The sequence below is a fragment of the Stutzerimonas stutzeri genome, from assembly GCF_024448895.1.
GTDB classification, from domain to species: Bacteria; Pseudomonadota; Gammaproteobacteria; order Pseudomonadales; family Pseudomonadaceae; genus Stutzerimonas; species Stutzerimonas stutzeri_Q.
Map to the genome: position 1 here is coordinate 73,673 of NZ_JAMOIC010000010.1, position 21,125 is coordinate 94,797.

General features: G+C 58.9%; 19 protein-coding genes. 12 read left to right on the plus strand and 7 right to left on the minus strand.

The window, feature by feature from the left end; all coding sequences use genetic code 11:
* Positions 1 to 171 precede the first annotated feature (171 nt).
* Together NA619_RS13575 and NA619_RS13580 are read left to right on the plus strand one after the other, a co-directional pair.
* A complete protein-coding gene (locus NA619_RS13575; RefSeq protein ID WP_255962381.1) occupies positions 172 to 2,931 on the plus strand; it encodes a hybrid sensor histidine kinase/response regulator in 2,760 nt (919 codons plus the stop codon).
* A gap of 9 nt (positions 2,932 to 2,940) precedes the next feature.
* Positions 2,941 to 3,171: a YheU family protein gene (locus NA619_RS13580; protein ID WP_255962382.1), complete on the plus strand. Its 231-nt coding sequence runs from the start codon at positions 2,941 to 2,943 to the stop codon at positions 3,169 to 3,171.
* A 3-nt stretch (positions 3,172 to 3,174) separates the two neighbouring features.
* Here NA619_RS13580 and NA619_RS13585 read toward each other — a convergent pair whose 3' ends face one another.
* The 5 genes from NA619_RS13585 to NA619_RS13605 all read right to left on the minus strand — a co-directional run bounded on the left by NA619_RS13585 (position 3,175) and on the right by NA619_RS13605 (position 7,958).
* Entirely contained in the window at positions 3,175 to 3,597 is a 423-nt protein-coding gene (locus NA619_RS13585; RefSeq protein WP_255962383.1) for a hypothetical protein, read from the minus strand.
* Positions 3,598 to 3,726: 129 nt separating this feature from the next.
* Positions 3,727 to 4,872: a CynX/NimT family MFS transporter gene (locus tag NA619_RS13590; protein WP_255962479.1), complete on the minus strand. Its 1,146-nt coding sequence runs from the start codon at positions 4,870 to 4,872 to the stop codon at positions 3,727 to 3,729.
* A gap of 110 nt (positions 4,873 to 4,982) precedes the next feature.
* A complete protein-coding gene (locus tag NA619_RS13595) occupies positions 4,983 to 5,789 on the minus strand; it encodes an SDR family oxidoreductase (RefSeq protein ID WP_255962384.1) in 807 nt (268 codons plus the stop codon).
* Between the two features lie 199 nt (positions 5,790 to 5,988).
* The gene (locus NA619_RS13600) at positions 5,989 to 7,644 is read right to left on the minus strand and encodes a cation acetate symporter (protein WP_255962385.1); all 1,656 of its coding nucleotides are present in this window, start codon (positions 7,642 to 7,644) and stop codon (positions 5,989 to 5,991) included.
* A complete protein-coding gene (locus tag NA619_RS13605) occupies positions 7,644 to 7,958 on the minus strand; it encodes a DUF485 domain-containing protein (RefSeq protein ID WP_255962386.1) in 315 nt (104 codons plus the stop codon). Before NA619_RS13605 ends, NA619_RS13600 begins: the two co-directional genes overlap by 1 nt.
* 258 nt (positions 7,959 to 8,216) lie before the next feature.
* Here NA619_RS13605 and NA619_RS13610 point away from each other — a divergent pair, with 258 nt between their 5' ends.
* Positions 8,217 to 8,441: a DUF2061 domain-containing protein gene (locus NA619_RS13610; protein WP_255962387.1), complete on the plus strand. Its 225-nt coding sequence runs from the start codon at positions 8,217 to 8,219 to the stop codon at positions 8,439 to 8,441.
* A gap of 28 nt (positions 8,442 to 8,469) precedes the next feature.
* Here the strand turns inward: NA619_RS13610 and NA619_RS13615 are convergent, their stop codons facing one another.
* Positions 8,470 to 9,618 carry a sensor histidine kinase gene (locus tag NA619_RS13615; protein ID WP_255962388.1) on the minus strand — a complete coding sequence of 383 codons (1,149 nt, stop codon included), beginning with the start codon at positions 9,616 to 9,618 and terminating at the stop codon, positions 8,470 to 8,472.
* Positions 9,619 to 10,164: 546 nt separating this feature from the next.
* On the opposite strand from NA619_RS13615, the gene NA619_RS13620 reads away from it, so the two are divergent.
* The 3 genes from NA619_RS13620 to NA619_RS13630 all read left to right on the plus strand — a co-directional run bounded on the left by NA619_RS13620 (position 10,165) and on the right by NA619_RS13630 (position 13,157).
* On the plus strand, positions 10,165 to 11,457 hold the full coding sequence (locus NA619_RS13620; protein WP_255962389.1) for a serine/threonine protein kinase: 1,293 nt from the start codon (positions 10,165 to 10,167) through the stop codon (positions 11,455 to 11,457).
* 7 nt (positions 11,458 to 11,464) lie between these two features.
* Positions 11,465 to 12,220, plus strand: a complete 756-nt coding sequence (locus tag NA619_RS13625; protein ID WP_255962480.1) for an MlaA family lipoprotein — start codon at positions 11,465 to 11,467, stop codon at positions 12,218 to 12,220.
* A gap of 91 nt (positions 12,221 to 12,311) precedes the next feature.
* Positions 12,312 to 13,157, plus strand: coding sequence for a pirin family protein (locus NA619_RS13630; RefSeq protein WP_255962390.1), 846 nt, complete (start codon positions 12,312 to 12,314; stop codon positions 13,155 to 13,157).
* Here the strand turns inward: NA619_RS13630 and NA619_RS13635 are convergent.
* Positions 13,147 to 14,097, minus strand: coding sequence for a lipid A biosynthesis lauroyl acyltransferase (locus NA619_RS13635; protein ID WP_255962391.1), 951 nt, complete (start codon positions 14,095 to 14,097; stop codon positions 13,147 to 13,149). The genes NA619_RS13630 and NA619_RS13635 overlap by 11 nt on opposite strands.
* 160 nt (positions 14,098 to 14,257) lie before the next feature.
* On the opposite strand from NA619_RS13635, the gene minC reads away from it, so the two are divergent.
* The 6 genes from minC (at position 14,258) to NA619_RS13665 (ending at position 21,028) form a co-directional block, all read left to right on the plus strand.
* Positions 14,258 to 14,989 (plus strand): septum site-determining protein MinC, encoded by a 732-nt coding sequence (gene minC, locus NA619_RS13640; RefSeq protein ID WP_255962392.1) that lies wholly within the window; start codon positions 14,258 to 14,260, stop codon positions 14,987 to 14,989.
* A gap of 91 nt (positions 14,990 to 15,080) precedes the next feature.
* Entirely contained in the window at positions 15,081 to 15,896 is an 816-nt protein-coding gene (gene minD, locus NA619_RS13645; protein ID WP_255962393.1) for a septum site-determining protein MinD, read from the plus strand.
* Positions 15,893 to 16,150 carry a cell division topological specificity factor MinE gene (gene minE / locus NA619_RS13650; RefSeq protein ID WP_019341568.1) on the plus strand — a complete coding sequence of 86 codons (258 nt, stop codon included), beginning with the start codon at positions 15,893 to 15,895 and terminating at the stop codon, positions 16,148 to 16,150. The genes minD and minE overlap by 4 nt, the downstream gene beginning before the upstream one ends.
* Before the next feature lie 83 nt (positions 16,151 to 16,233).
* Positions 16,234 to 16,869, plus strand: a complete 636-nt coding sequence (locus NA619_RS13655; protein ID WP_255962394.1) for an RluA family pseudouridine synthase — start codon at positions 16,234 to 16,236, stop codon at positions 16,867 to 16,869.
* Between the two features lie 298 nt (positions 16,870 to 17,167).
* Positions 17,168 to 18,457 carry a M18 family aminopeptidase gene (locus NA619_RS13660; protein WP_255962395.1) on the plus strand — a complete coding sequence of 430 codons (1,290 nt, stop codon included), beginning with the start codon at positions 17,168 to 17,170 and terminating at the stop codon, positions 18,455 to 18,457.
* A 441-nt stretch (positions 18,458 to 18,898) separates the two neighbouring features.
* The gene (locus NA619_RS13665) at positions 18,899 to 21,028 is read left to right on the plus strand and encodes a carboxy terminal-processing peptidase (protein WP_255962396.1); all 2,130 of its coding nucleotides are present in this window, start codon (positions 18,899 to 18,901) and stop codon (positions 21,026 to 21,028) included.
* Positions 21,029 to 21,125: the final 97 nt, after the last annotated feature.

Consider the following 21,125-nt stretch of genomic DNA (forward strand, 5'->3'; position numbering starts at 1 on the left):
TGCGAGGCGGCGCTGATCCGGGCAAAGTCGCAGCGATTGAATCTATGAAACGTCCGGGCTAGCCGGGCTCAAGCGAACCTGGCTTGCCATTCGCGTAAATGAAACCGCGCACGATTCAATGATCTTGCTGCATCGCTTGATCGTTGTACCGTGCACGACCCGGATCTCATCATGCTGCCGCGTCTCTGCCTGGCCATCTTCCTTTATTGCCTTTGCACACAGGCGTGGGCCTTCGCCCCCGTTCCGGTCGATTCGGACGACTTTCGCCAGCCGCTTGCTCACTGGACCTATTTTCTCCGAGACCCGGCAGCAGAGCTCAGTGTCGGTGAGGTGTTAAACCTGCCAGAGAAGACTTTCGAACAGGTCAGCGGAGCCCACGCCAACAAAGGCAAGAACAATGCGGTCTGGTGGTTCAGGGTCGATCTCGATAACCAGCTGGACAAGACCGTTTCAGGCTTCATCGAGATCAACTATCCCCTGCTCGATCATATCGAGCTGTATCTGCAGCAGCCCGACGGCACCCTGACGCGGCAGGAGTCAGGCGACACCCGACCGTTCAGCTCACGCGAGGTCAAGGTTAGGAATTTCTGGTTTCCAACCGATCTGAAACCCGGAACATCATCGCTGCTGCTTCGTGTCGAAAGCACCAGCACGCTCTATGTTCCACTGTACTTCAGCACCTACGTCGCCAACGCGGCGGCCACCGAAGGGACGATGGGATTGGCTGGCGCTTTCTACGGCGTGCTGTTTGCGATGTTCTGCTACAACTTCTTTCTGTTCCTGTCGCTACGCGAGCCAGCCTACTTCTGGTACTTGGTCTACAACGTCAACGTCGGTCTGTTTGCCCTGAGCTTCGACGGCATGCTGGTCAAGTGGCTGACTGACGACGGGAACATCGTCTCAATGGGCATCTATGTGCTGATGCTCAGTCACTGCCTGATCTCCATACAGTTCAGCCGCCACTTCCTGCATACCCGTGAGCTTTTTCCGCGACTCGATTTTGCGCTGCGCGTTGCGCTGCTCATCTCCCTGGGCGCACTCCTCTCAGGGCTGGTATTCGATCTGCAGACCTGGAGCATTCTTGCGAGCGTCATGGTCATCGTTTCGTCGATCGGGCTGCTGTTTACTGGTGCGTTCGTCTGGCGTCGTGGCGTTCGTTATGGGTTGTATTACACGCTGGCATGGGGGGTGCTGCTGCTGACGTTCGTCATCGTGACGGCCGGCTCGCTGGGCATCAATCTGTTCGGCATGTACGGCGCCTCTGTCGTGAAGCTCGGCATCGCCTTCGAGCTGATCACCTTGTCCATCGGCCTTGCCGACCGCATCAATCTCCTCAAGGAAGAAGGATTCAGATCTCGCCAGGCGGCAGCACGAGCGGAAAGCGAGAATCAGGCGAAAAGCCGTTTCCTGGCGAAGATGAGCCATGAGATACGCACCCCGCTCAACGGCGTTATGGGCATGCTGCAGTTGTTGCGTGAAACCTCACTGGATCGCAATCAGCGCTTCTATCTCGACACCATTACCAGTTCCAGTGCTTCGCTGATGTCGGTGATCAACGACATCCTCGACTACGCCCGCATCGGCGCCGGCAAGCTGGTGTTGGAAGACATCGAGTTTGACCTCGAGGCATTGATTTCAGAAACCACCAGCCTGTTCAGTGCGCAGGCACTTGGCAAGGACCTACAGCTTCACACGAGCCTGTCGGCTGGCGTCCCACGACGGGTACGCGGCGATCCCACCCGGCTCAAGCAGGTGTTGCTCAACTTGCTGAGCAATGCCCTGAAGTTCACCGAGAAGGGCTTTGTCATCCTCGAAGTCGCGCGCCAGGGCCCGCACGATGCACGCAGCCTGGTTTTCTCCGTGACCGATAGCGGAATCGGTATGCGCAGCGACGTCCTCTCACAGCTGTTCGTATCTTTTTCCCAGGGCGACTCCAGTACCACGCGCCGTTACGGTGGCAGCGGACTGGGGCTCGTCATCAGCAAGGAGCTGGTGGAAATGATGGGCGGGCAGATCGAGGTGCACAGCGCCGCGGGTCAAGGCAGCCGCTTCAGCTTCGGCATTCCATTGCGCGCCGCGGGCGCGGGCCATGATCCGCTTACCGCATTGCTCGAGGGTCGCACGGCGGTCATCGCATCCCAGGATATCCAGTCGCTGGACGCCATGAGCAATCTGCTGACACGCTGGGGCATGCGCGTAGTCCGCTGCGAAGAGCCACAACGGCTTCCACGTTACATGGACAGCCATGCCGCAAGACCTCTGCTGATCATCATGGCGCCATGGTCAGGAAAGCCCGAAGACTGGCTGACACCTCTGAGCAGCCAGCTGGAGGCCAACCAGCGCGTCATGCTGTTCTGCCCGCCCCAGATTCAGGCGCCCTCTCTGGCTTCATCATTGCGACTGGTTCGGCTGCCGCTTCCCCTGTTGCTCGGCCCGCTTCGTGAAGCGTTGAACCGACTCTATCAACCAACCGGCACTGCTCCGACCCAACCCTTGGTGCCTGTCCAGGCCGCGAAACGGGCCCACCCGCGCATCCTCGTCGCAGAAGACAACCCTGTCAGTCAGATGGTGGTCTCGAGTCTGCTGCGCAAGCGCGGTTATGAAGTCGCCGTCGCCGAGAATGGAAAGCGGGCGGTGACTGCCTATCGAGAAGATCCTTCCGCCACGCAGTTGATTCTGATGGACTGCGAGATGCCCGAGTTGGACGGATTCGAAGCCAGCCGGCAGATCCGTAGTCTGGAGGCCGAACAGGGCCTCACGCCAGTCCCGATCGTCGCGCTCACCGCGCATGTCCTCGAGGTACACCGTCAGCAAGGTCGCGATGCAGGAATGAACGACTTCATCGGTAAACCGCTCGATAGCGAGCAGCTGTATGCTTGCCTCGACCGCCATCTCGGCGCTCCGATCCCGGAACCTCAATCGCCGAACTGACCCGACCTCATGCTTATTCCGTACGACCAGCTCGAACCCGACACCCTTACCCGCCTCATCGAAGACTTCGTGACCCGCGAGGGCACCGATAACGGTGACGAAACACCGCTGCAAACCCGGGTGGAGCGCGTCAGGCAGGCGTTGCGAAAAGGCACCGCGGTGATCGTTTTCGATGCCGATCACCAGCAGTGTCAGCTCGTTCTCAGAAGGGATGTACCGAAGGAATGGCTGGAAGACTGACGCTCATCCCAGCACTCCGCCATCGCGTTCCCAGGCACAACGCATACGCAAGTCACGTTGGTGAGGGCTATGCGAACCGCTTTCGGTTTCCCAGCGAAAGGTGTGAGTGCCGTTGAGCTCCGTTTCCAGATGGACCACCGCGCTGGTCCAGTAGAGCTCGTCGAGTAGCGCCTCGAAATTGCGCACCCACAGCGACCATTCATATTCGATCGCGCGGTAGCTGGCGCCGAAGTGGATCACCTGTGTCTGATAGAGGCCCTCCGCGGCACAGCAGGAAAACATCTCCCGACCAATGAACGGCCAGCCATCGCCTCGGGGCAGGCGATCCAGTGCGCGGCGGTTCACCGCTCTGCGCTGCTGACACTCATCGGCATCGGCCGAAGGCCAACCGCGGATGCTGCCATAGACGATGGATTCTGGCTCCACTGAGGACGCTCCAGAGCAAAGAGCGTGATGGTAACCAAATCCGGCCCGGCTTCCAGTATCTACGCCCTACTGAACCGGTCCGCGCTGCGTCAGGAGTGACGCAGACCACACACCTGCCATGCCAAACGTTCAGCGGTCGTTGGCTGCTGCCAGGTCGCGCCGCGGCGCCAGTCGCACAGCCAGGATGGACATCAGCGCAGACATGGCAGCCAGGACCAGAAACGGCCACCGATAGTCCCCCGCAACATCACGTCCCAGCCCAGTCAGCACCGGTGTAAAACACGCCAGCGAGTAGCCCGTGCAGAGCATCATGGCAGTCAGGCGGCTGACGGCGAGAGGCGTACTCGCCTCGTACATCGGCAGCACCAACGACATGGAAAAGGTGCCATTGAGCGCCACGCCCAGCAGCATGCAGATCACAAGAGGCTCGACCTGCGGCAGCCATGCGATAACCAACAAGCAGGCGGTGGCCAACACGCCGCAACCCGCCATCATCAGGTGTCGATTGCCGAAGCGCTGCGCTAACCAGGGCATCGCGAAAGCACTCGGCAGTCCGATCAGCATGAAGCCGCTGAAGAAGGCATTGCTCTGCAGAAGGGTGAAGCCTGCTTCGTGATAGCGCGCTACCAGCCAGGTGGCCAGCGCATAGAACAAGCCGGCCTGTAGCGCAAAATAGATACTGACCAGCCAGGCGCGTGGCTGGCTCCATGGCAATCCGGCCCGATGCTCGACCGCCGCCTCAGGCTGATTGGGCAACCGCCACCAGACGGCCAGCGCCAGCACTGCCGGAATCGACCACAGTGCCAGACCCAACGTCCAGCGCTGACCCAGCACCTCAGTTGCGGGTGCCGTCAGCACTACACCGATGGTCCCGCCGATCGCCATGCTGAGTGAATAGAAAGCGGCGGTCTTACCCATGCTTTGGAGGAAATAGCGTTTGATGAACCCTGACAGCAAGGGGCCGGCAACGGCAATTCCAGCGCCCACCATGGCGGCCGTGCCGATCAGAATCACGGTGTTTTCACCAAACAGCCGCAGCACCAGCGCCGTACCAATGAGCGCAAGGCAGAGTGCGATCGTTCGCTCCAGGCCGAAACGTATAGCCAGGCGCGGCGCCAACGGCGCTAGCAGCCCCATCAGCAGAACAGGTAACGCGGTGGTGAGGCTGATCAGGCTTCGGCTTAGGTCGAGCTCAGCGGCGATGCGCTCGATCAGTGGGGCAAAAGACGTGATACCGGGGCGAAGATTGATGGCGGCAAGCACCAGAGCCAGCATGAGCAGCCAGCGAGATGGGTTTTTCACAGTGAGTCCATGAGTCGGGACGGGATCGGACAGGCAACCCTACTCCCGACCCTGGATCACGGCAAGCAAAACGGACCGCCTGGTCAGGTTTTGCTCTTGGCGCGTTTCTTCTCTGCCAGCACGGCCATTTCGTCATAGATCGCCTGGGGGTTCTGCTGTTTGATCTTCCAGGCCATGCGTCCTTCTTCGTGCGGCAGGATCATGAACACGCCTTCGGCGACCTGGCGATACATGTAGTCGGCAATGTCCGCGGCGGTGATCGGTGACGCTTCGAGCAGCTTGCTGATCTGCGCCTTCATATTTGGGGTCGGCCCACGGTAGGAGTCCATCAGGTTGGTCTGGAAAAACGACGGACAGACCACATGCACGCCCACTTCCTGCTGCTTGAGTTCGACCAGCAGACTTTCCGACAGCGCGACGACGCCGGCTTTGGCCACGTTGTAGTTGCTCATCCCCGGGGCTTGCATCAGCGCAGCCATGGAGGCGATGTTGATGATTTTGCCGTGGCTTTTTTGTACCAGCGGCAGGAACGCCTTGCAGCCCTTGACCACGCCCATCAGGTTGATCGCGATCTGCCAGTCCCAGTCCTCCAGCGACAGCTCGTCGAAGAAACCGCCCGATGCGACGCCGGCATTGTTGACGACCACATCGATCCCACCAAGCTTGGTCTCGCAGGCCTGCGCCAAGCCGGTCAGCTGGCTGTAGTCGCGCACATCGCAGCGTTGGGTGAAACCATTACCGCCCGCATCGCGCACCATCTTCAGGGTTTCGACCAGTCCGGCCTCGTTAACATCCGAGAGCGCCAATTGCCAGCCTTCACGCGCCCAGCGCAAAGCGATCTCGCGACCCAGACCGGAACCGGCGCCAGTGACCATCATGCGGTTTTGCATCGTTTGTAACCTTTTGTTCGTTGAGTTGCCTCGAGTCTAGCGAAAGCCGGCATGGGCTCCGGCCTCTATCGAAATGCTGAATGACGGTCATGTCTCGCGCCCGATTTAACGCCCTGGTCGCCATCCGTGGGGCTCGTTTGCGCAAAAAAAAGGGCAGCCCCTGGGCTGCCCTTTGTCTACCGTCTTCCGTGCGAACAGGTCAGTGAGCAACCGCCCCGCTGGAACCTAGCCCCGTTTGCGAACGAACGAATTGGGAGAAGAAACGCTCCCGCTCCAGACCAGCAGACTTTGACTTGTCAGTGACCGAGAAGAACCAGATCCCGGCGAACGCCACGATCATCGAGAACAGCGCCGGATACTTGTAGGGGAAGATGGCTTCGGCATACCCGAACACATCTACCCATACCGTAGGGCTGATGACGGTCAGGATCAGCGCGGTGGCCAGACCCAGCGAACCACCAACCAGCGCGCCGCGGGTGCTCAGCCCTTTCCAGTACATCGAAAGGAACAACACCGGGAAGTTGCAGCTGGCAGCAATCGAGAACGCCAGGCCAACCATGAAGGCGATGTTCTGCTTTTCAAAGATGATGCCCAGCAGGATTGCCACTACACCCAGACTCAGGGTGGTGATCTTGGTGACGCGCATCTCGTCCTCTTCTTTTGCCTTGCCCTTCTTGATCACACAGGCATAGAGGTCATGTGAGACAGCGGACGCGCCCGCCAGAGTCAGCCCCGCAACCACAGCGAGGATCGTCGCGAACGCCACGGCGGAAATGAACCCAAGGAACAGGTTGCCACCCACGGCACTGGCCAGGTGGATCGCCACCATGTTGGTACCGCCAATGATGGCGCCGGCCGCATCCTTGAATTCCGGATTGGTGCTCACCAGCAGAATGGCGCCAAAGCCGATGATGAACGTCAGTATGTAGAAGTAACCAATGAACCCTGTCGCGTAGAACACGCTCTTGCGTGCTTCCTTGGCGTCGGCAACGGTGAAGAAGCGCATCAGGATGTGCGGTAACCCGGCAGTACCGAACATCAGCGCCAGACCCAGGGAGATCGCGGAGATCGGGTCCGATACCAAGCCACCCGGACTCATGATCGCGGCACCCTTCTCGTGGATGCTCACCGCTTCGGCAAAGAGGCTGCCGAAATCGAAGTTAACGGCCTTCATGACCATGACCGCCATGAAGGTCGCACCGGACAGCAGCAGAACCGCCTTGATGATCTGCACCCAGGTAGTCGCCAGCATGCCGCCGAACAGCACGTACATGACCATGAGCACGCCAACCAGCACCACGGCTACGTAATAGTCGAGACCGAACAGCAGCTGGATCAGCTTGCCGGCACCGACCATCTGCGCGATCAGGTAAAAGGCCACCACGATCAGCGAGCCGAAGGCCGACAGGATGCGGATCTGGGTCTGACCCAGGCGGTAAGAGGCCACATCGGAAAAGGTGAACTTGCCCAGATTGCGCAGTCGCTCGGCCATCAGAAACAGGATGATCGGCCAACCGACCAGAAAGCCGATGGAATAAATGAGGCCGTCGTAACCACTGGTGTAAACCAGCGCCGAAATACCCAGAAAGGACGCCGCGGACATGAAGTCACCGGCGATCGCCAGACCGTTCTGGAATCCGGTAATGCTGCCGCCCGCGGTGTAATAGTCGGAGGTGGACGTGTTGCGCTTGGCCGCCCACTTGGTGATACCCATGGTGAAAACGATGAACGCCACGAACATGATGATTGCGGTGTAGTTCGTGGCCTGCTTCTCGACCTCGCCAGTGATGGCATCTGCAAGCAACGAGGGGGAGGCAACCAGCACAACGGCTGCCATCAGAAGACGCATGATCATTATTGCTGAGCCTCGCTTAGGATTTCCTGGTTGATGCGATCGAATTCGCCATTGGCTCGCTGGACATAGACGCCCGTCAGAATGAATGCCATGAAGATCACACCGACCCCCACCGGAATCCCCCATGTGGTAACGGTATCGGTGCCCAGCGGAATGCCGAGAATCGAGGGTTCGAATGCGATCAGCAGAATGAACGCGAGGTAGGCGCCGAGCATGACCGCCGAAAGCAGCCAGGCGAACCGACCGCGCTTCGCTACCAGCTCCTGAAATCGCGGATCAGCATAGATACGCCGGTAAATTTCTTCGTTCTGCATTAGCCACCTCCACAGTTCGCAGATCCGCTGTTGCGGACGAGGCGGCTACTTTAGAGGCAGGTTGACCGAACACCACTCGACCATGGTCTGGTTTTTATTTGCCGAAACGGCCGGTCTAGACGCATTCGTGGAGAATTTGAGCAACATAGGTTCGCTCAATGTAAGCCATGGAGTAAGGCGATTTTCAATGCCGCCGGATACGGACGAGACTCCATCTCAACAGAGAATAATTCTCGAGTGAATTCCAGAGGCACCGCTATGACCAAGACCGTGACGTTCACACTGATGCATTTCTGTATTGCTTTTGCGGTCACCTACGCGCTGACCGGCAGCCTCGCAGCCGGCGGCTTGGTAGCGGCTATCGAACCGCTGTGCAATTCGGTGGGCTTCTATTTTCACGAAAAGATCTGGCAGCGCCTGGACAAGCGTCAGGCGCCGGGAGAGCCGATTCCCGCGCACGCCTGGCTGCACCACCAGGCGTAGCGATGAGGGCCGAGTGACCCTGTCGTCATCATGCGTCGGGGCCGATCACCGGTGATGTGAGGGGCAAGGTGACCGTGAAAACGGTGCCGAAGCTGGCCTTGGACTTCACGTCGATACGGCCGCTATGCGCCGCGACTATCTCGCCGGCGATATACAGCCCGAGGCCAAGTCCGGCGCTGGGTCCTCGTTCATCCGTTGCGTATTGGGAATGCCGACTCAACGGATTGAAGATATAAGCGATAGCCTCCTCCGCGATCGGCTCACCCTGGTTGTGCACTGAAAACACCGCATGACCATGATCGACCAGAAGACTGACTCGGATCGGTGAAGCGTCGCGACTATGCTGAACCGCATTGCCGATCAGGTTCGAGAACACCTGTTCCATCCGAGCCGCATCAAATTGGCCGACCAGCTCCCCGCTCGGCTCGAAGATGATTTCACACTCCGGGTGATAGGCCCGAACTTCTTCGACCATGCTTTCACAGACGGTTACCAGGTTAGTGGGAACGCGCTGCACGGGAATACCTGCGCCAATCTGCGAGCGGGTGAAGTCGAGTAGATCGCTGACAATCTTGTTGGCGCGTTTGACGCTGGTATAAATGCGCGATGCGATCTTGGTGGGGCGAGGGCCCAGATCCTCAGCGAGCAGCAACACTTCGGAGCCGAGCAAAATAGCCCCCAGCGGAGTCCGTAAATCGTGACCGAGGATGCCCAGAAAAATGTTGCGCGACGCAGTGACCGTCTCCGAGTAGCGCGCGATTGACTCCGCTAGCGCCTGATCGATGGCTTCGTTGAAACGGGTCATGTCCTCGACTTCGAAATCCGTCCCGCTCTTGATCTGACTCAGCCACTGCATCAGCACGCTGGAGCGCAACGCACGATACTCCGAGACCATCTGGTCCAGGGTGAATCCAGCCATCAGACGCGTAACTGCGTGGGTCTGGGCGGCGGTTTCGCCCGCCAGCTCAGGAGCGTCCCCCTTGGACTTGTCGACTTGTTCCGCAGCAGTCTGCTCAGTGCCCATGTCGTCAGCAATCGCCCTGAGCATCTGTTCGGCATGGTCGCGCAGCTCGATGGAGTTCATGGTGGTGGATGCAGGCACGATCGACTTGGCGAAGTCCTCCCAGGCCTGCAGGATGGGTTCGAGATTATTGAGAATGAAGTGGGCAAGACGCATCGAGTAGAACTCCGCATAAATGATCGGGACGTCAAACTCGACGCAGGGGCATCCGGATTGAATGCCGGGAAAGAACGGAGGCGAACTGGAGGAGGTCCGCTGTAGCAATAGGTCGTGAGGCTGCTGCCCGCGGCAACCAAAGCGTGACGCAGCGCACATCGTCGACTGAGCGACCTCCGAAACGCAACCAGCAGCCTTGCTTGTGGTCAATGATGGACCAGTAGACCCCGCGGTGCTTCCACTATTCGCCCAAGCCTCATGCTCGGGACGAATAAAGGGCTCGCTGCGCGGTGCGTCCCCGACGGGCAAACCGCGAAAAACGGCGAACTGAGCTACTAAGCAGGTAGGCGCCGAGCAGTTGATCTTAGGCACTCTACGCCTCAATACCGGGTTCAATATCCGATCAGCACGCATCACTCGAACGCACGTACATGGCTCGAGTTACACGTCGGCGGCTATGGTTTACCGGCACTACCATTATCAGAGTCGCACCCAGGTACCATGATTTTGCCGTCCCCGACGCGTTTCCTTAGAGAGTTATCCAACATGCGACAGCTGCTGTGCCTGACCGCGCTGCTGGCCCTGATCGTAGCGCCTGCCCATGCCGCAGACATCAGCGCCGAGCAGTATGGCTACCCCTTGACCAACCCCTTCGAGGCGACCATCGCCACGACGCCCACCGAATTGCGTGCCGAGGTCCCGCTCGACGACGATATCGACCAGGCTGACTACAGCCTGCGGCTTCGACCAGAACGTGAATTCATCCTGCCGGAAAACTTCTGGGCTGTGAAACGGCTGACGTATCGTTTGGCGAAGCAACCGGGTCCAGCCCCGCTGATGTTCATCATTTCTGGAACGGGAGCTAGCTTCTCGTCTGGCAAGACCGAGTCACTCAAGCGTCTTTATTATGGTGCCGGTTACCACGTGGTTCAGCTGTCCTCACCGACCAGCTTCGACTTCATCGCCGCCGCCTCGCGCTACGGCACGCCTGGCTACAGCCCGGATGATGCCAAGGATCTCTATCGAGTGATGCAAGCAATCCGGGCGCAGCATCACGACCTGCCCGTCACAGAGTTCAACCTGACGGGCTACAGCCTTGGTGCGCTCAACGCCGCATTTGTCAGCAAGCTGGACGAGACACGCCAGAGCTTCAATTTCAAGCGGGTGCTGATGATCAACCCGCCAGTCAACCTCTACACCTCGATTCAGAATCTCGACAAGCTGGTCCAGACACGCGTCGAAGCCATCGACAGCACCACCACCTTTTATGAAGTCATCCTGGAAAAGCTCACTCGCTACTACCGTCAGCAGGGAGCGATCAACCTGGACGAAGCGATGCTGTTCGACTTCCAGCAGTCTGCGCTGCGCCTGACTGACGAACAGATGGCCATGCTGATCGGCTCGGTGTTTCGATTCTCCGCGGCAGATATCGCGTTCACGTCCGACTTGATAAACCGCCGTGGTCTGATTGTCCCGCCTGATTATCCGATCAACGAAGGGACCAGTCTCGAGCCGTTCTTCCGGCGCGCGTTGCTCTGTGACTTCGACTGCTACATCACCGAGCAGCTGATACCCATGTGGCGCGCACAACAGGATGGCGGAAGCATGGCCCAGCTGATCGAGCAGGTAAGCCTGTACGCGCTGGAGGACTATCTCCGGGACAGCCCGAAGATTGGCGTCATGCACAACGCTGACGACATCATTCTCGGGGCGGGCGACCTCGGATTCCTGCGCCGCACCTTTGGAGACCGGATGACGCTCTATCCCCTTGGCGGCCATTGCGGCAATCTCGAATACCGGGTCAACGCCCACGACATGCTGGAGTTCTTCCGTGGTTAGACGATCCCTGCTTGCCGTGCTGTTGCTTACCAGCAGCCTTGCTCATGCCCAGACAACCACCGCTGATGAAGACGGTTTCACCAATCCTCTGCGAAATCTGGAATTCAATCCCGGATTGGATCAACGAGAGTTCGAACGGGCGACCTTCGATGCGCTGAACATCTACGATCCTTGGGAATCGCTGAACCGGCGCATGTACTACTTCAACTATCGCCTGGATCAATGGGTGATGCTGCCGGCAGTGCGTGGTTATCGGTATGTCACACCGCGAATCGTGCGCACCGGCGTAAGTAATTTCTTCAGCAATCTTGGTGAGATACCCACGCTGTTCAACAGCGTGGCGCAGTTCAAGGGCGAGCGCGCCATGAGCACCACGGCACGATTGCTGTTCAACACCATCCTGGGTGTCGGTGGCATCTGGGACCCGGCCACACACATGGGCTTGCCGCGCCAAAAGGAGGATTTCGGCCAGACCCTGGGCTTCTACGGTGTGCCTCACGGCCCCTATCTGATCCTGCCAGCACTCGGCCCGTCGAACTTGCGTGATACCGCAGGCCAAGCGGTGGATTTCGGAGTTGAAAGACAAGTGGACTATTTCAGCTACGCCGAAGCCAGTGGTGGCGAGTTCGGTCTCACTGCGTTGCGAGTGATCGACATCCGTCACACCACCAGTCTTCGCTACGGCCAGCTCAACTCGCCGTTCGAATATGAAAAGGTCCGCTACGTCTACACCCGAGCCCGGGAGCTGCAAATTCAGGAATGATCGGTTTGCCCGATACGAACCAAAGGGAATTCGCATCCTTCGATCGGGCAACCCGTTTTAAGCTGCGTCCATCAGCAATGAGGACGAGCCCATGCCCACACGTGAAATTCTTGCCATCACTACAGGTCGCGCAACCTCAGACGGCGCCGGCGTCAGCCTTACCCGGCTGTTTGGCGGCGCGGCTCCGGAGCGCTTCGACCCCTTTCTCATGCTCGATGAATTCGGATCGGATAACCCTGACGAATACATTGCCGGCTTTCCACCGCACCCACATCGTGGCTTCGAAACCGTCACCTACATGATCGAAGGGCGCATGCGCCACGAAGATCATCTGGGCAATGTCGGCCTGCTGCAAAGTGGCGGGGTCCAATGGATGACTGCAGCTCGCGGTGTCATTCACAGCGAGATGCCTGAGCAGGAACAGGGTTTGATGCGCGGCTTTCAGCTGTGGCTGAACCTCCCTGCGAAAAGCAAACTGGACGACCCTGATTACCGGGATTTCGCCCCTGCGGAAATACCCAGAACAAGGCTGCCGAGTGGCATCGAAGCAGTTGTCATTGCCGGACACTTCAGCGCTGAAGGCGTCGAACTCTCGGGCGCGGTCCAACGTCCGGACACCGAACCACAGCTCTTCGATCTGCAGCTGCCACCAGGCAGCGCCATCGAGCCGGAGATCCGGGATGGTCACCGGTTGCTGCTCTACGTATTCGAAGGAGAGATTTCGGTCGCTGGCAAGCCTGTTACCAAGCATCAGCTCGCCAGATTGTCGGAACACGGCCAGGTGCGTGTTTCATCCGAGAACGGCGCTCGGGTTCTGCTGCTGGCTGGCCGGCCCATTGGCGAGCCGATCGTTCAATACGGGCCATTCGTGATGAATAGCCGTGATGAGATAGAGCAAGCGCTACGCGATGTCCGCGAAGGCGTGTTTACAGACTGACGGGTTTTTTGGGGCGCTTGCGGTAGAGGCTTGGCTCCCCTGTCGGGCGAGTCTTGAAACGCCGATGAGCCCACAGATACTGCTCGGGATGCTGTCGAACAGCGTCCTCAACCCAATCATTGATCCGGCGGCAGTCGGCCTCCTCGTTTTCACCCGGGAAATCGGCCAACGGCGGATGGATGACCAGCCTATAACCAGACCCATCGCCAAGCCGTTCCTGCGTGTAAGGCACTACTCGGGCTCTGCCCAGACGGGCGAACTTGGTGGTTGCCGTCACCGTCGCCGCGTTGATGCCGAACCATGGCACGAACAGGCTTTGCTTGCGGCCATAATCCTGGTCTGGCGCATACCAGATCGCGCGCCCCGCACGTAACACCTTGAGCATGGCCCTGACATCCTCGCGCTCGATGGCACTCGCATCGAGGTTGTGCCGCTCCCGCCCACGGCGTTGGATGAAATCGAATACCGGGTTCTTGTGCTCACGATACATACCATCGATGGTGTGCTGTTGGCTGAGCAGAGCCGCCCCGATTTCCAGAGTAGTGAAGTGCAACGCCATCAAGATCACGCCCTGCCCCTCGGCCTGTGCCCGCTGCAAGTGTTCGAGACCCTCGATATGCGCCAAACGCTGCAACCGGGACTTGGGCCACCACCAGCTCATCGCCATTTCAAAGAAGGCGATACCGGTCGAGGCGAAATTCGCGCGCAGCAGGCGCTCGCGCTCATTTTCGTTCATTTCGGGAAAGCACAACTGCAGGTTACGCCGCGCGATATGCCGTCGAGAGCGCGCGAACCGGTACATCAATACACCCAGTCCGCGCCCAAGGACCAAGAGCAGTCGATACGGCAGTTGCACCACCAGCCACAGCAACCCAAAGCCCAACCATAACGGCCAGAAACGCGGGTGAAGAAAGGCACTACTAAAGCGGGGACGATCCATCAGCAAGCTCGAACCGATAAAAGCGGGCATTCTAGCCAAAAATCGCCTGCCGATGCGGCTGCCTCACGATGCGCGGCATCCATCCGATAGCGTGGCGAAGACTTGCAGCCTGCGATCCGCCCCGCTATAAGTCCTCGCCATTTACCGCAGCAGGCAGACCATGAGCCAAGCCGATCATCTCGACCAAGCCCCCGTTTTCCAGCTCAAGGGCAGCATGCTCGCCATCACCGTGCTGGAACTGGCGCAGAACGACCTGGAGCGCCTCGATCAGCAGCTCGCTGTTAAAGTCGAGCAGGCGCCGGACTTCTTCAACAACACCCCGCTGATACTCGCGCTGGACAAGCTACCCGCCGACTGCGATCTGGACCTGCAAGCCCTCATCGCGCTGTGTCGCAAGCGCGGTCTGCGGACTCTGGCGCTGCGTTCGGCAGACGCGCAGATCATCGAAGCGGCTGGTGCGCTCGACCTCCCTGTGCTGCCACCCTCGGGCGCCAAGGAGCGCAAGCTGGACCTGGGCAGTAAAGCCGCTGCCGAACCCGTCAAGCCAACCGAACCGGTCTATCGCCCGACCCGTGTCGTAACCACTCCGATCCGTGGTGGCCAGCAGGTGTACGCCAGAGATGGCGACCTGATCGTGCTGGCCGCCGTCAGCCCAGGCGCGGAACTTCTCGCCGATGGGAATATCCATGTGTACGGTCCTCTGCGTGGGCGCGCCCTGGCTGGCATCAAGGGTGATACCAACGCACGCATTTTCTGCCAGCAGCTGGCTGCTGAAATGGTCTCGATTGCCGGGCATTACAAGGTGGCCGAAGACCTGCGACGCGACCCTTTATGGGCCGAAGCCGTGCAGATGCGGCTATCCGGCGATGTGTTGAACATCACACGCCTTTAACGGATACTGCCGCGAATTTTCAAGCACCAAAACGGGCGTACTGTGAGCCGATTCGGCTACGGTCCCGACTTCATATTTAGGGTGAATCACCTTGGCCAAGATCCTCGTAGTCACTTCCGGCAAGGGTGGCGTTGGTAAAACGACTTCCAGCGCCGCCATCGGTACCGGCCTCGCCTTGCGCGGCCACAAGACCGTCATCGTCGACTTCGACGTCGGTCTGCGGAACCTGGACCTGATCATGGGCTGCGAGCGTCGCGTGGTGTATGACTTCGTCAACGTCATTCAGGGCGATGCGACCCTGACTCAGGCACTGATCAAGGACAAGCGTCTCGAAAACCTTTACGTCCTTGCGGCCAGCCAGACACGCGACAAGGATGCACTGACACTCGAAGGCGTCGGTAAGGTCATCGACGAACTGGCGCAGAACTTCGAGTACGTCATCTGCGACTCGCCAGCCGGTATCGAAAAAGGCGCGCACCTGGCGATGTACTTCGCCGACGAAGCCATTGTCGTGACCAATCCGGAAGTCTCCTCGGTTCGCGACTCGGACCGCATGCTCGGCCTGCTGGCCAGCAAATCCCGCCGCGCCGAAAACGGCGACGAGCCGATCAAGGAACACCTGCTGCTGACTCGCTACAACCCTGAGCGGGTGGTTAAAGGCGAAATGCTTGGCGTCGAGGACGTCGAAGAAATCCTTTCGATCCGCCTGCTGGGCGTGATCCCGGAATCCCAGGCAGTACTGAAAGCCTCCAACCAGGGTGTACCGGTCATCCTCGACGACCAGAGCGATGCCGGTCAGGCTTACAGCGATGCGGTGGATCGGCTGCTGGGCAAGGAAGTGAATCATCGCTTCCTCGACGTGAAAAAGCAGGGCTTCCTGCAACGACTGTTCGGAGGCCGCGAATGAACCTTCTCGACTTCTTTCGTGAACGCAAGAAGAAGGAAACGCCAGCCAACATCGCGAAGGAACGCCTGCAGATCATCGTCGCTCATGAGCGCGGCCAGCGGACGCAACCGGATTACCTGCCGGCCCTGCAGAAAGAGCTGGTCGAGGTGATTCGAAAGTACGTCAACATCGACAGCGATCAGGTGCAGGTAGCCCTTGAAGATCAGGGCAGCTGTTCGATCCTCGAGTTGAACATCACACTGCCTGATCGTTAACAATCAGGCCAGGCAGCAGGCTCGCATGTGCTGCGCCAATCGTCGGCGACTTCGGTCGCCGATGTCGTTTGTGGAATTCGTAGATGCCCTTGAGCAACATCCAGATCGTTCACCAGGACGCCGCCCTGCTGGTGATCAACAAACCTACCCTGCTCTTGTCAGTCCCCGGTCGCGCGGACGACAACAAGGACTGCCTGGTCACCCGCCTGCAGGAAAATGGTTACCCGGAAGCACGCATCGTCCACCGGCTGGACTGGGAAACTTCTGGCCTTATCGTGCTGGCACGTGACGCCGACAGCCATCGCGAGCTGTCGCGGCAATTCCATGACCGTGAAACCGAAAAGGCCTATACAGCGTTGTGTTGGGGCGAGCCCGAACTGGATAGCGGCAGCATCGATCTACCCCTTCGCTACGACCCGCCGACCAAACCCCGACACGTGGTTGACCATGAGCTGGGCAAGCACGCCCTGACCTACTGGCGAGTAATGGAGCGCTGCGGCCACTTCAGCCGCGTCGAGTTGACTCCAATCACCGGTCGCTCCCATCAATTGCGCGTGCACATGCTCTCCATCGGTCACCCGCTGCTGGGCGATCGGCTTTATGCCCATGACGAGGCGCTGGCTGCGCACGACCGACTCTGCCTGCACGCCAGCATGCTTTCTCTGACCCACCCGCAAACGACTGAGCGCCTGCGCTTCGACTGCCCCGCTCCGTTCTGATGCGTGATTTCCTCAAGGCGACTCTCGGCGCACCGGCTCATCCAAACCTTCACAAGGCGCTCGCCCTTCGCCTTGGCAATCCAGCCCATGCGCTTTGACCTCGAACTTTGCGGATTCTGGCGTGACAGCAAGACCGCGGTGGGCAACTTCAAGCACTGGCACATTTTCGAGGTCGTAGCTCAGCGCAATTGAATCCGGTCCTGTTATCACCCAGCGCTGCCGGCTAGCTTCGGACCTTCAGCTTATTCCCCAGCGATGAATGCTATAGACTTTGACGCCTCGCAGTCTGGAGCTCGTCATGCGCGAAGAACTCAACCAAGGCTTGATTGATTACCTCAAAGCCTCCCCCACCCCTTTTCATGCCACCGCCAATTTGGCAAAGGCCCTGCAGGCAGCCGGGTACAAAGCGCTTGATGAGGGCGAGACCTGGCATACCGAGGCCGGCGGACGTTACTACGTGACGCGCAACGACTCTGCAATCATCGCCTTCCAACTCGGCACTGAGCCGCTGATCGAGCATGGAATGCGCCTGGTCGGCGCGCATACCGACAGCCCTTGCCTAAGGGTAAAACCGCAGCCGGAGCTGCAGCGCCAAGGCTTCTGGCAGCTCGGTGTTGAAGTCTACGGTGGCGCGCTCCTTGCGCCCTGGTTCGACCGTGACCTGTCGCTGGCCGGACGCGTGACCTATAGCCGTGACGGAAAGATCGAGAGCCAGCTGATCGACTTCGAGCTTCCGATTGCAGTGATTCCTAGCCTGGCTATTCACCTTAACCGCGAAGCTAACCAGGGCTGGGCAATCAACCCTCAGACCGAATTGCCACCCGTCCTGGCACAAGTCGCCAGCGAAGAAAGGCCTGATTTCCGGGCTTTATTGGCCGATCAGCTCAGCCGCGAGCATGGCCTGGTTGCTGATGTGGTGCTGGACTTCGAGCTCAGCTTCTACGATACGCAGAGTGCAGCCGTCATCGGGCTGAATGGCGACTTCATCGCCGGCGCCCGGCTGGATAACCTGCTGTCCTGCTTTGCCGGTCTTCAAGCGCTTTTGAAAGCCGGTCCGGAAGAAACCTGCGTGCTGGTCTGCACCGACCACGAGGAAGTTGGCTCCGCTTCGATCTGTGGGGCCGACGGGCCGTTTCTTGAGCAGGTGCTGCGCCGTTTACTGCCAGGAGATGAAGCATTCCAACGCTGCATCAATCGCTCACTGATGATCTCGGCCGATAACGCCCACGCCGTGCACCCCAATTACAGCGATAAACATGACGGCAATCATGGGCCCAAGCTCAACGCCGGCCCGGTGATCAAGGTCAACAGCAACCAGCGCTACGCCACCAGTAGCGAAACAGCGGGATTCTTCCGTCATCTCTGCCTTGAGAATGAAGTGTCAGTACAGAGCTTCGTCACTCGCAGCGATATGGGCTGTGGCTCGACCATCGGCCCTATCACTGCGAGTCAACTGGGCGTACGCACCGTCGACATAGGCCTCCCCACCTTTGGCATGCACTCCATACGCGAGCTGGCGGGGAGCCAGGACCTCGCACATCTGGTCAAAGTGCTCACCGCGTTCTACTCCAGCGCTGAACTGCCCTAAGCCGGATACAACTGCGTTGCTGCCCAGGTTCAGGCCTGGTAACCCGAGCGCGCAAACAGGGCATCTCGGTTGCCGGAGCAGTGCAACAGCAGCCAATGCAGCACTCTTCTCGATGGCAGGGACGCTGGGCTCGACCGCGCAGTATTCAACGCGCGTTGATAGCCCAGTCGCCCACCTTGCAAAGCCTGCAGGCTGCCTCCATAGTGCTTCCTACTTGCGCCCGCCAAACTGCCGGCCACAAGCCGCTGATATTTCCATTTCGAACCAATAGCGATACCCCGGTCTAATCCTGTCGACTACCGATACGGTATCGTGTGATGCGAAGGGTCCCCCGCCAGCTCGGAGTGGTTGCCGTCACGGCTTTTATGCCGCCAGGTGCCGTCGGGCTGTGGTTTATTCCCGCCGGTCAATCTGCGCCGGCGCCTGATTTGATGGCCAAATATGCGTTACTACACAGCCCTGAGTCGCCCCCTTGAATTCAAACGATCATTGACCGTTGGTCTAGTAGCATTGCTGCTCGGCGTTCAGGTTGCTACTGCATCCGCAAAGCCGGCAGGCGATCACTGGGATTATCTGCAGCCTGACCGTGATCAGGTGATTGCCAGCCTCAACGTGGTTGAGTTGCTCAAGCGGCATCACTACAACAAGCCACCACTCAATGATGCGCGCTCGGCGAAGATATTCGACAGCTACATCAAGATGCTCGACCCATCGCGCAGCTATTTCACCGAGAGTGACCTGGCTGAGTTCAAGGAGTGGCGCAACCAGTTCGACGACTTCCTGAAGAATGGCAATCTCGAGCCTGGATTCACCATCTACAAAGTTCACTTGGAGCGGCTGCATTCTCGCCTTCAATACACCTTGGGTTTACTGGAAAAAGGCGTGGACGGCTTCGACTTCACCGTCGATGAGGAGCTATTGGTCGATCGTGAGAACGCCGCCTGGTCCAAAGACGAAAAGGAACTCGATGACCTGTGGCGCAAGCGCGTCAAGGACGAAGTGCTGCGGCTGAAAATCGCCGGCAAAGAGCCCAAAGCCATCGAAGAATTGCTGATCAAGCGCTACAAGAATCAGCTCTCGCGGCTTGAGCAGACGCGAGGGGAAGATGTCTTTCAGGCTTACATCAACGCCTTCGCCCAGTCCTACGATCCTCACACTCAGTATCTGTCGCCTGACAACGCAGAAAACTTCGACATCAACATGAGCCTTTCACTGGAAGGCATCGGTGCCGTACTGCAGAGCGATAACGAATACGTCAAGGTGGTGCGCCTGGTGCCTGCCGGCCCTGCGGAGAAAAGCAAGCAGATTGCACCAGCCGACAAGATTGTCGGCGTCGGCCAGAACAATGAAGAAATGGTTGATGTCATCGGCTGGAGGCTCGATGAAGTGGTCAAGCTGATTCGTGGTCCCAAGGGCTCGATTGTCCGGCTCGAGGTGGTCCCGGCCAGCAATGCCCCAAATGATCAGACCAGCAAGACAGTCGCCATCACCCGCGAGGCGGTAAAACTCGAGGAGCAAGCGGCCAAGAAATCGGTCCTCAACCTTCAGCAGGACGGTCGCGATTACAAGCTCGGCGTCATCGAGATCCCGGCGTTCTATCTGGACTTCAAGGCGTTGCGTGCCGGCGACAAGGACTATAAAAGCACCACCCGCGACGTCAAAAAGCTGCTGACCGAGCTGGAAAAGGAAGAGGTCGATGGCGTCGTCATCGATCTGCGCAATAACGGCGGCGGCTCGCTTCAGGAAGCGACCGAACTGACCGGCCTGTTCATCGATAAAGGCCCGACGGTTCTGGTTCGCAATAGCGATGGCCGCGTAGACGTTCTAGCCGACGAGCAGGAGGGAGCGTTTTACAAAGGTCCGCTGGCAGTGCTGGTCAATCGCCTCTCTGCTTCGGCATCGGAGATCTTCGCGGGTGCGATGCAGGACTATCATCGCGCGCTTATCGTGGGCGGCCAGACGTTCGGCAAAGGCACAGTCCAGACGGTGCAGCCGCTCAACCATGGTGAGCTCAAGCTGACACTGGCCAAGTTCTACCGTGTTTCTGGGCAGAGCACTCAGCATCAGGGCGTGATCCCGGACATCTCCTATCCAGCCGACGTAGACACCAAAGAAATCGGCGAAAGCGCTCTGCCTGAAGCGATGCCCTGGGATAGTATCCGCGCGGCGATCACACCGGACATGAACCCCTTCAAACCATTCCTGGCCGAACTGAAAGCCCGCCACGAAGCGCGAACCAATGAGAACCCTGATTTCGTCTTTACCCGGGATCGCCTTGCTTTGACGCAGGAGCTGACTCACGAGACGACCATCAGCCTCAATGAAGAAAAACGCCGAGCCCAGCAGGAGCGTATCGAGAAGCGTCAGTTGACCCTTGAAAACACACTGCGCAAAGCCAAGGGCGAAGAACCTTTGGCCAAACTCGAACGTGAAGATGAAACAACACCTCACATCGAGGAAAAGAAAATCAAACCTGAAGACGACGCGTATCTTTCTGAAAGTGGTCGGATTCTCCTCGACTACCTCGGCTTAGATGATGCGATGGCAGAGACTAGCGGCAACGGGCGCTAGACATCGGGTTGTCATCAAAATGACATCATAGCGTCGTGAAATACGAAGGGCCGCCATTGTGCGGCCCTTCGCACTTTCACGTCCTATACGAGATCGC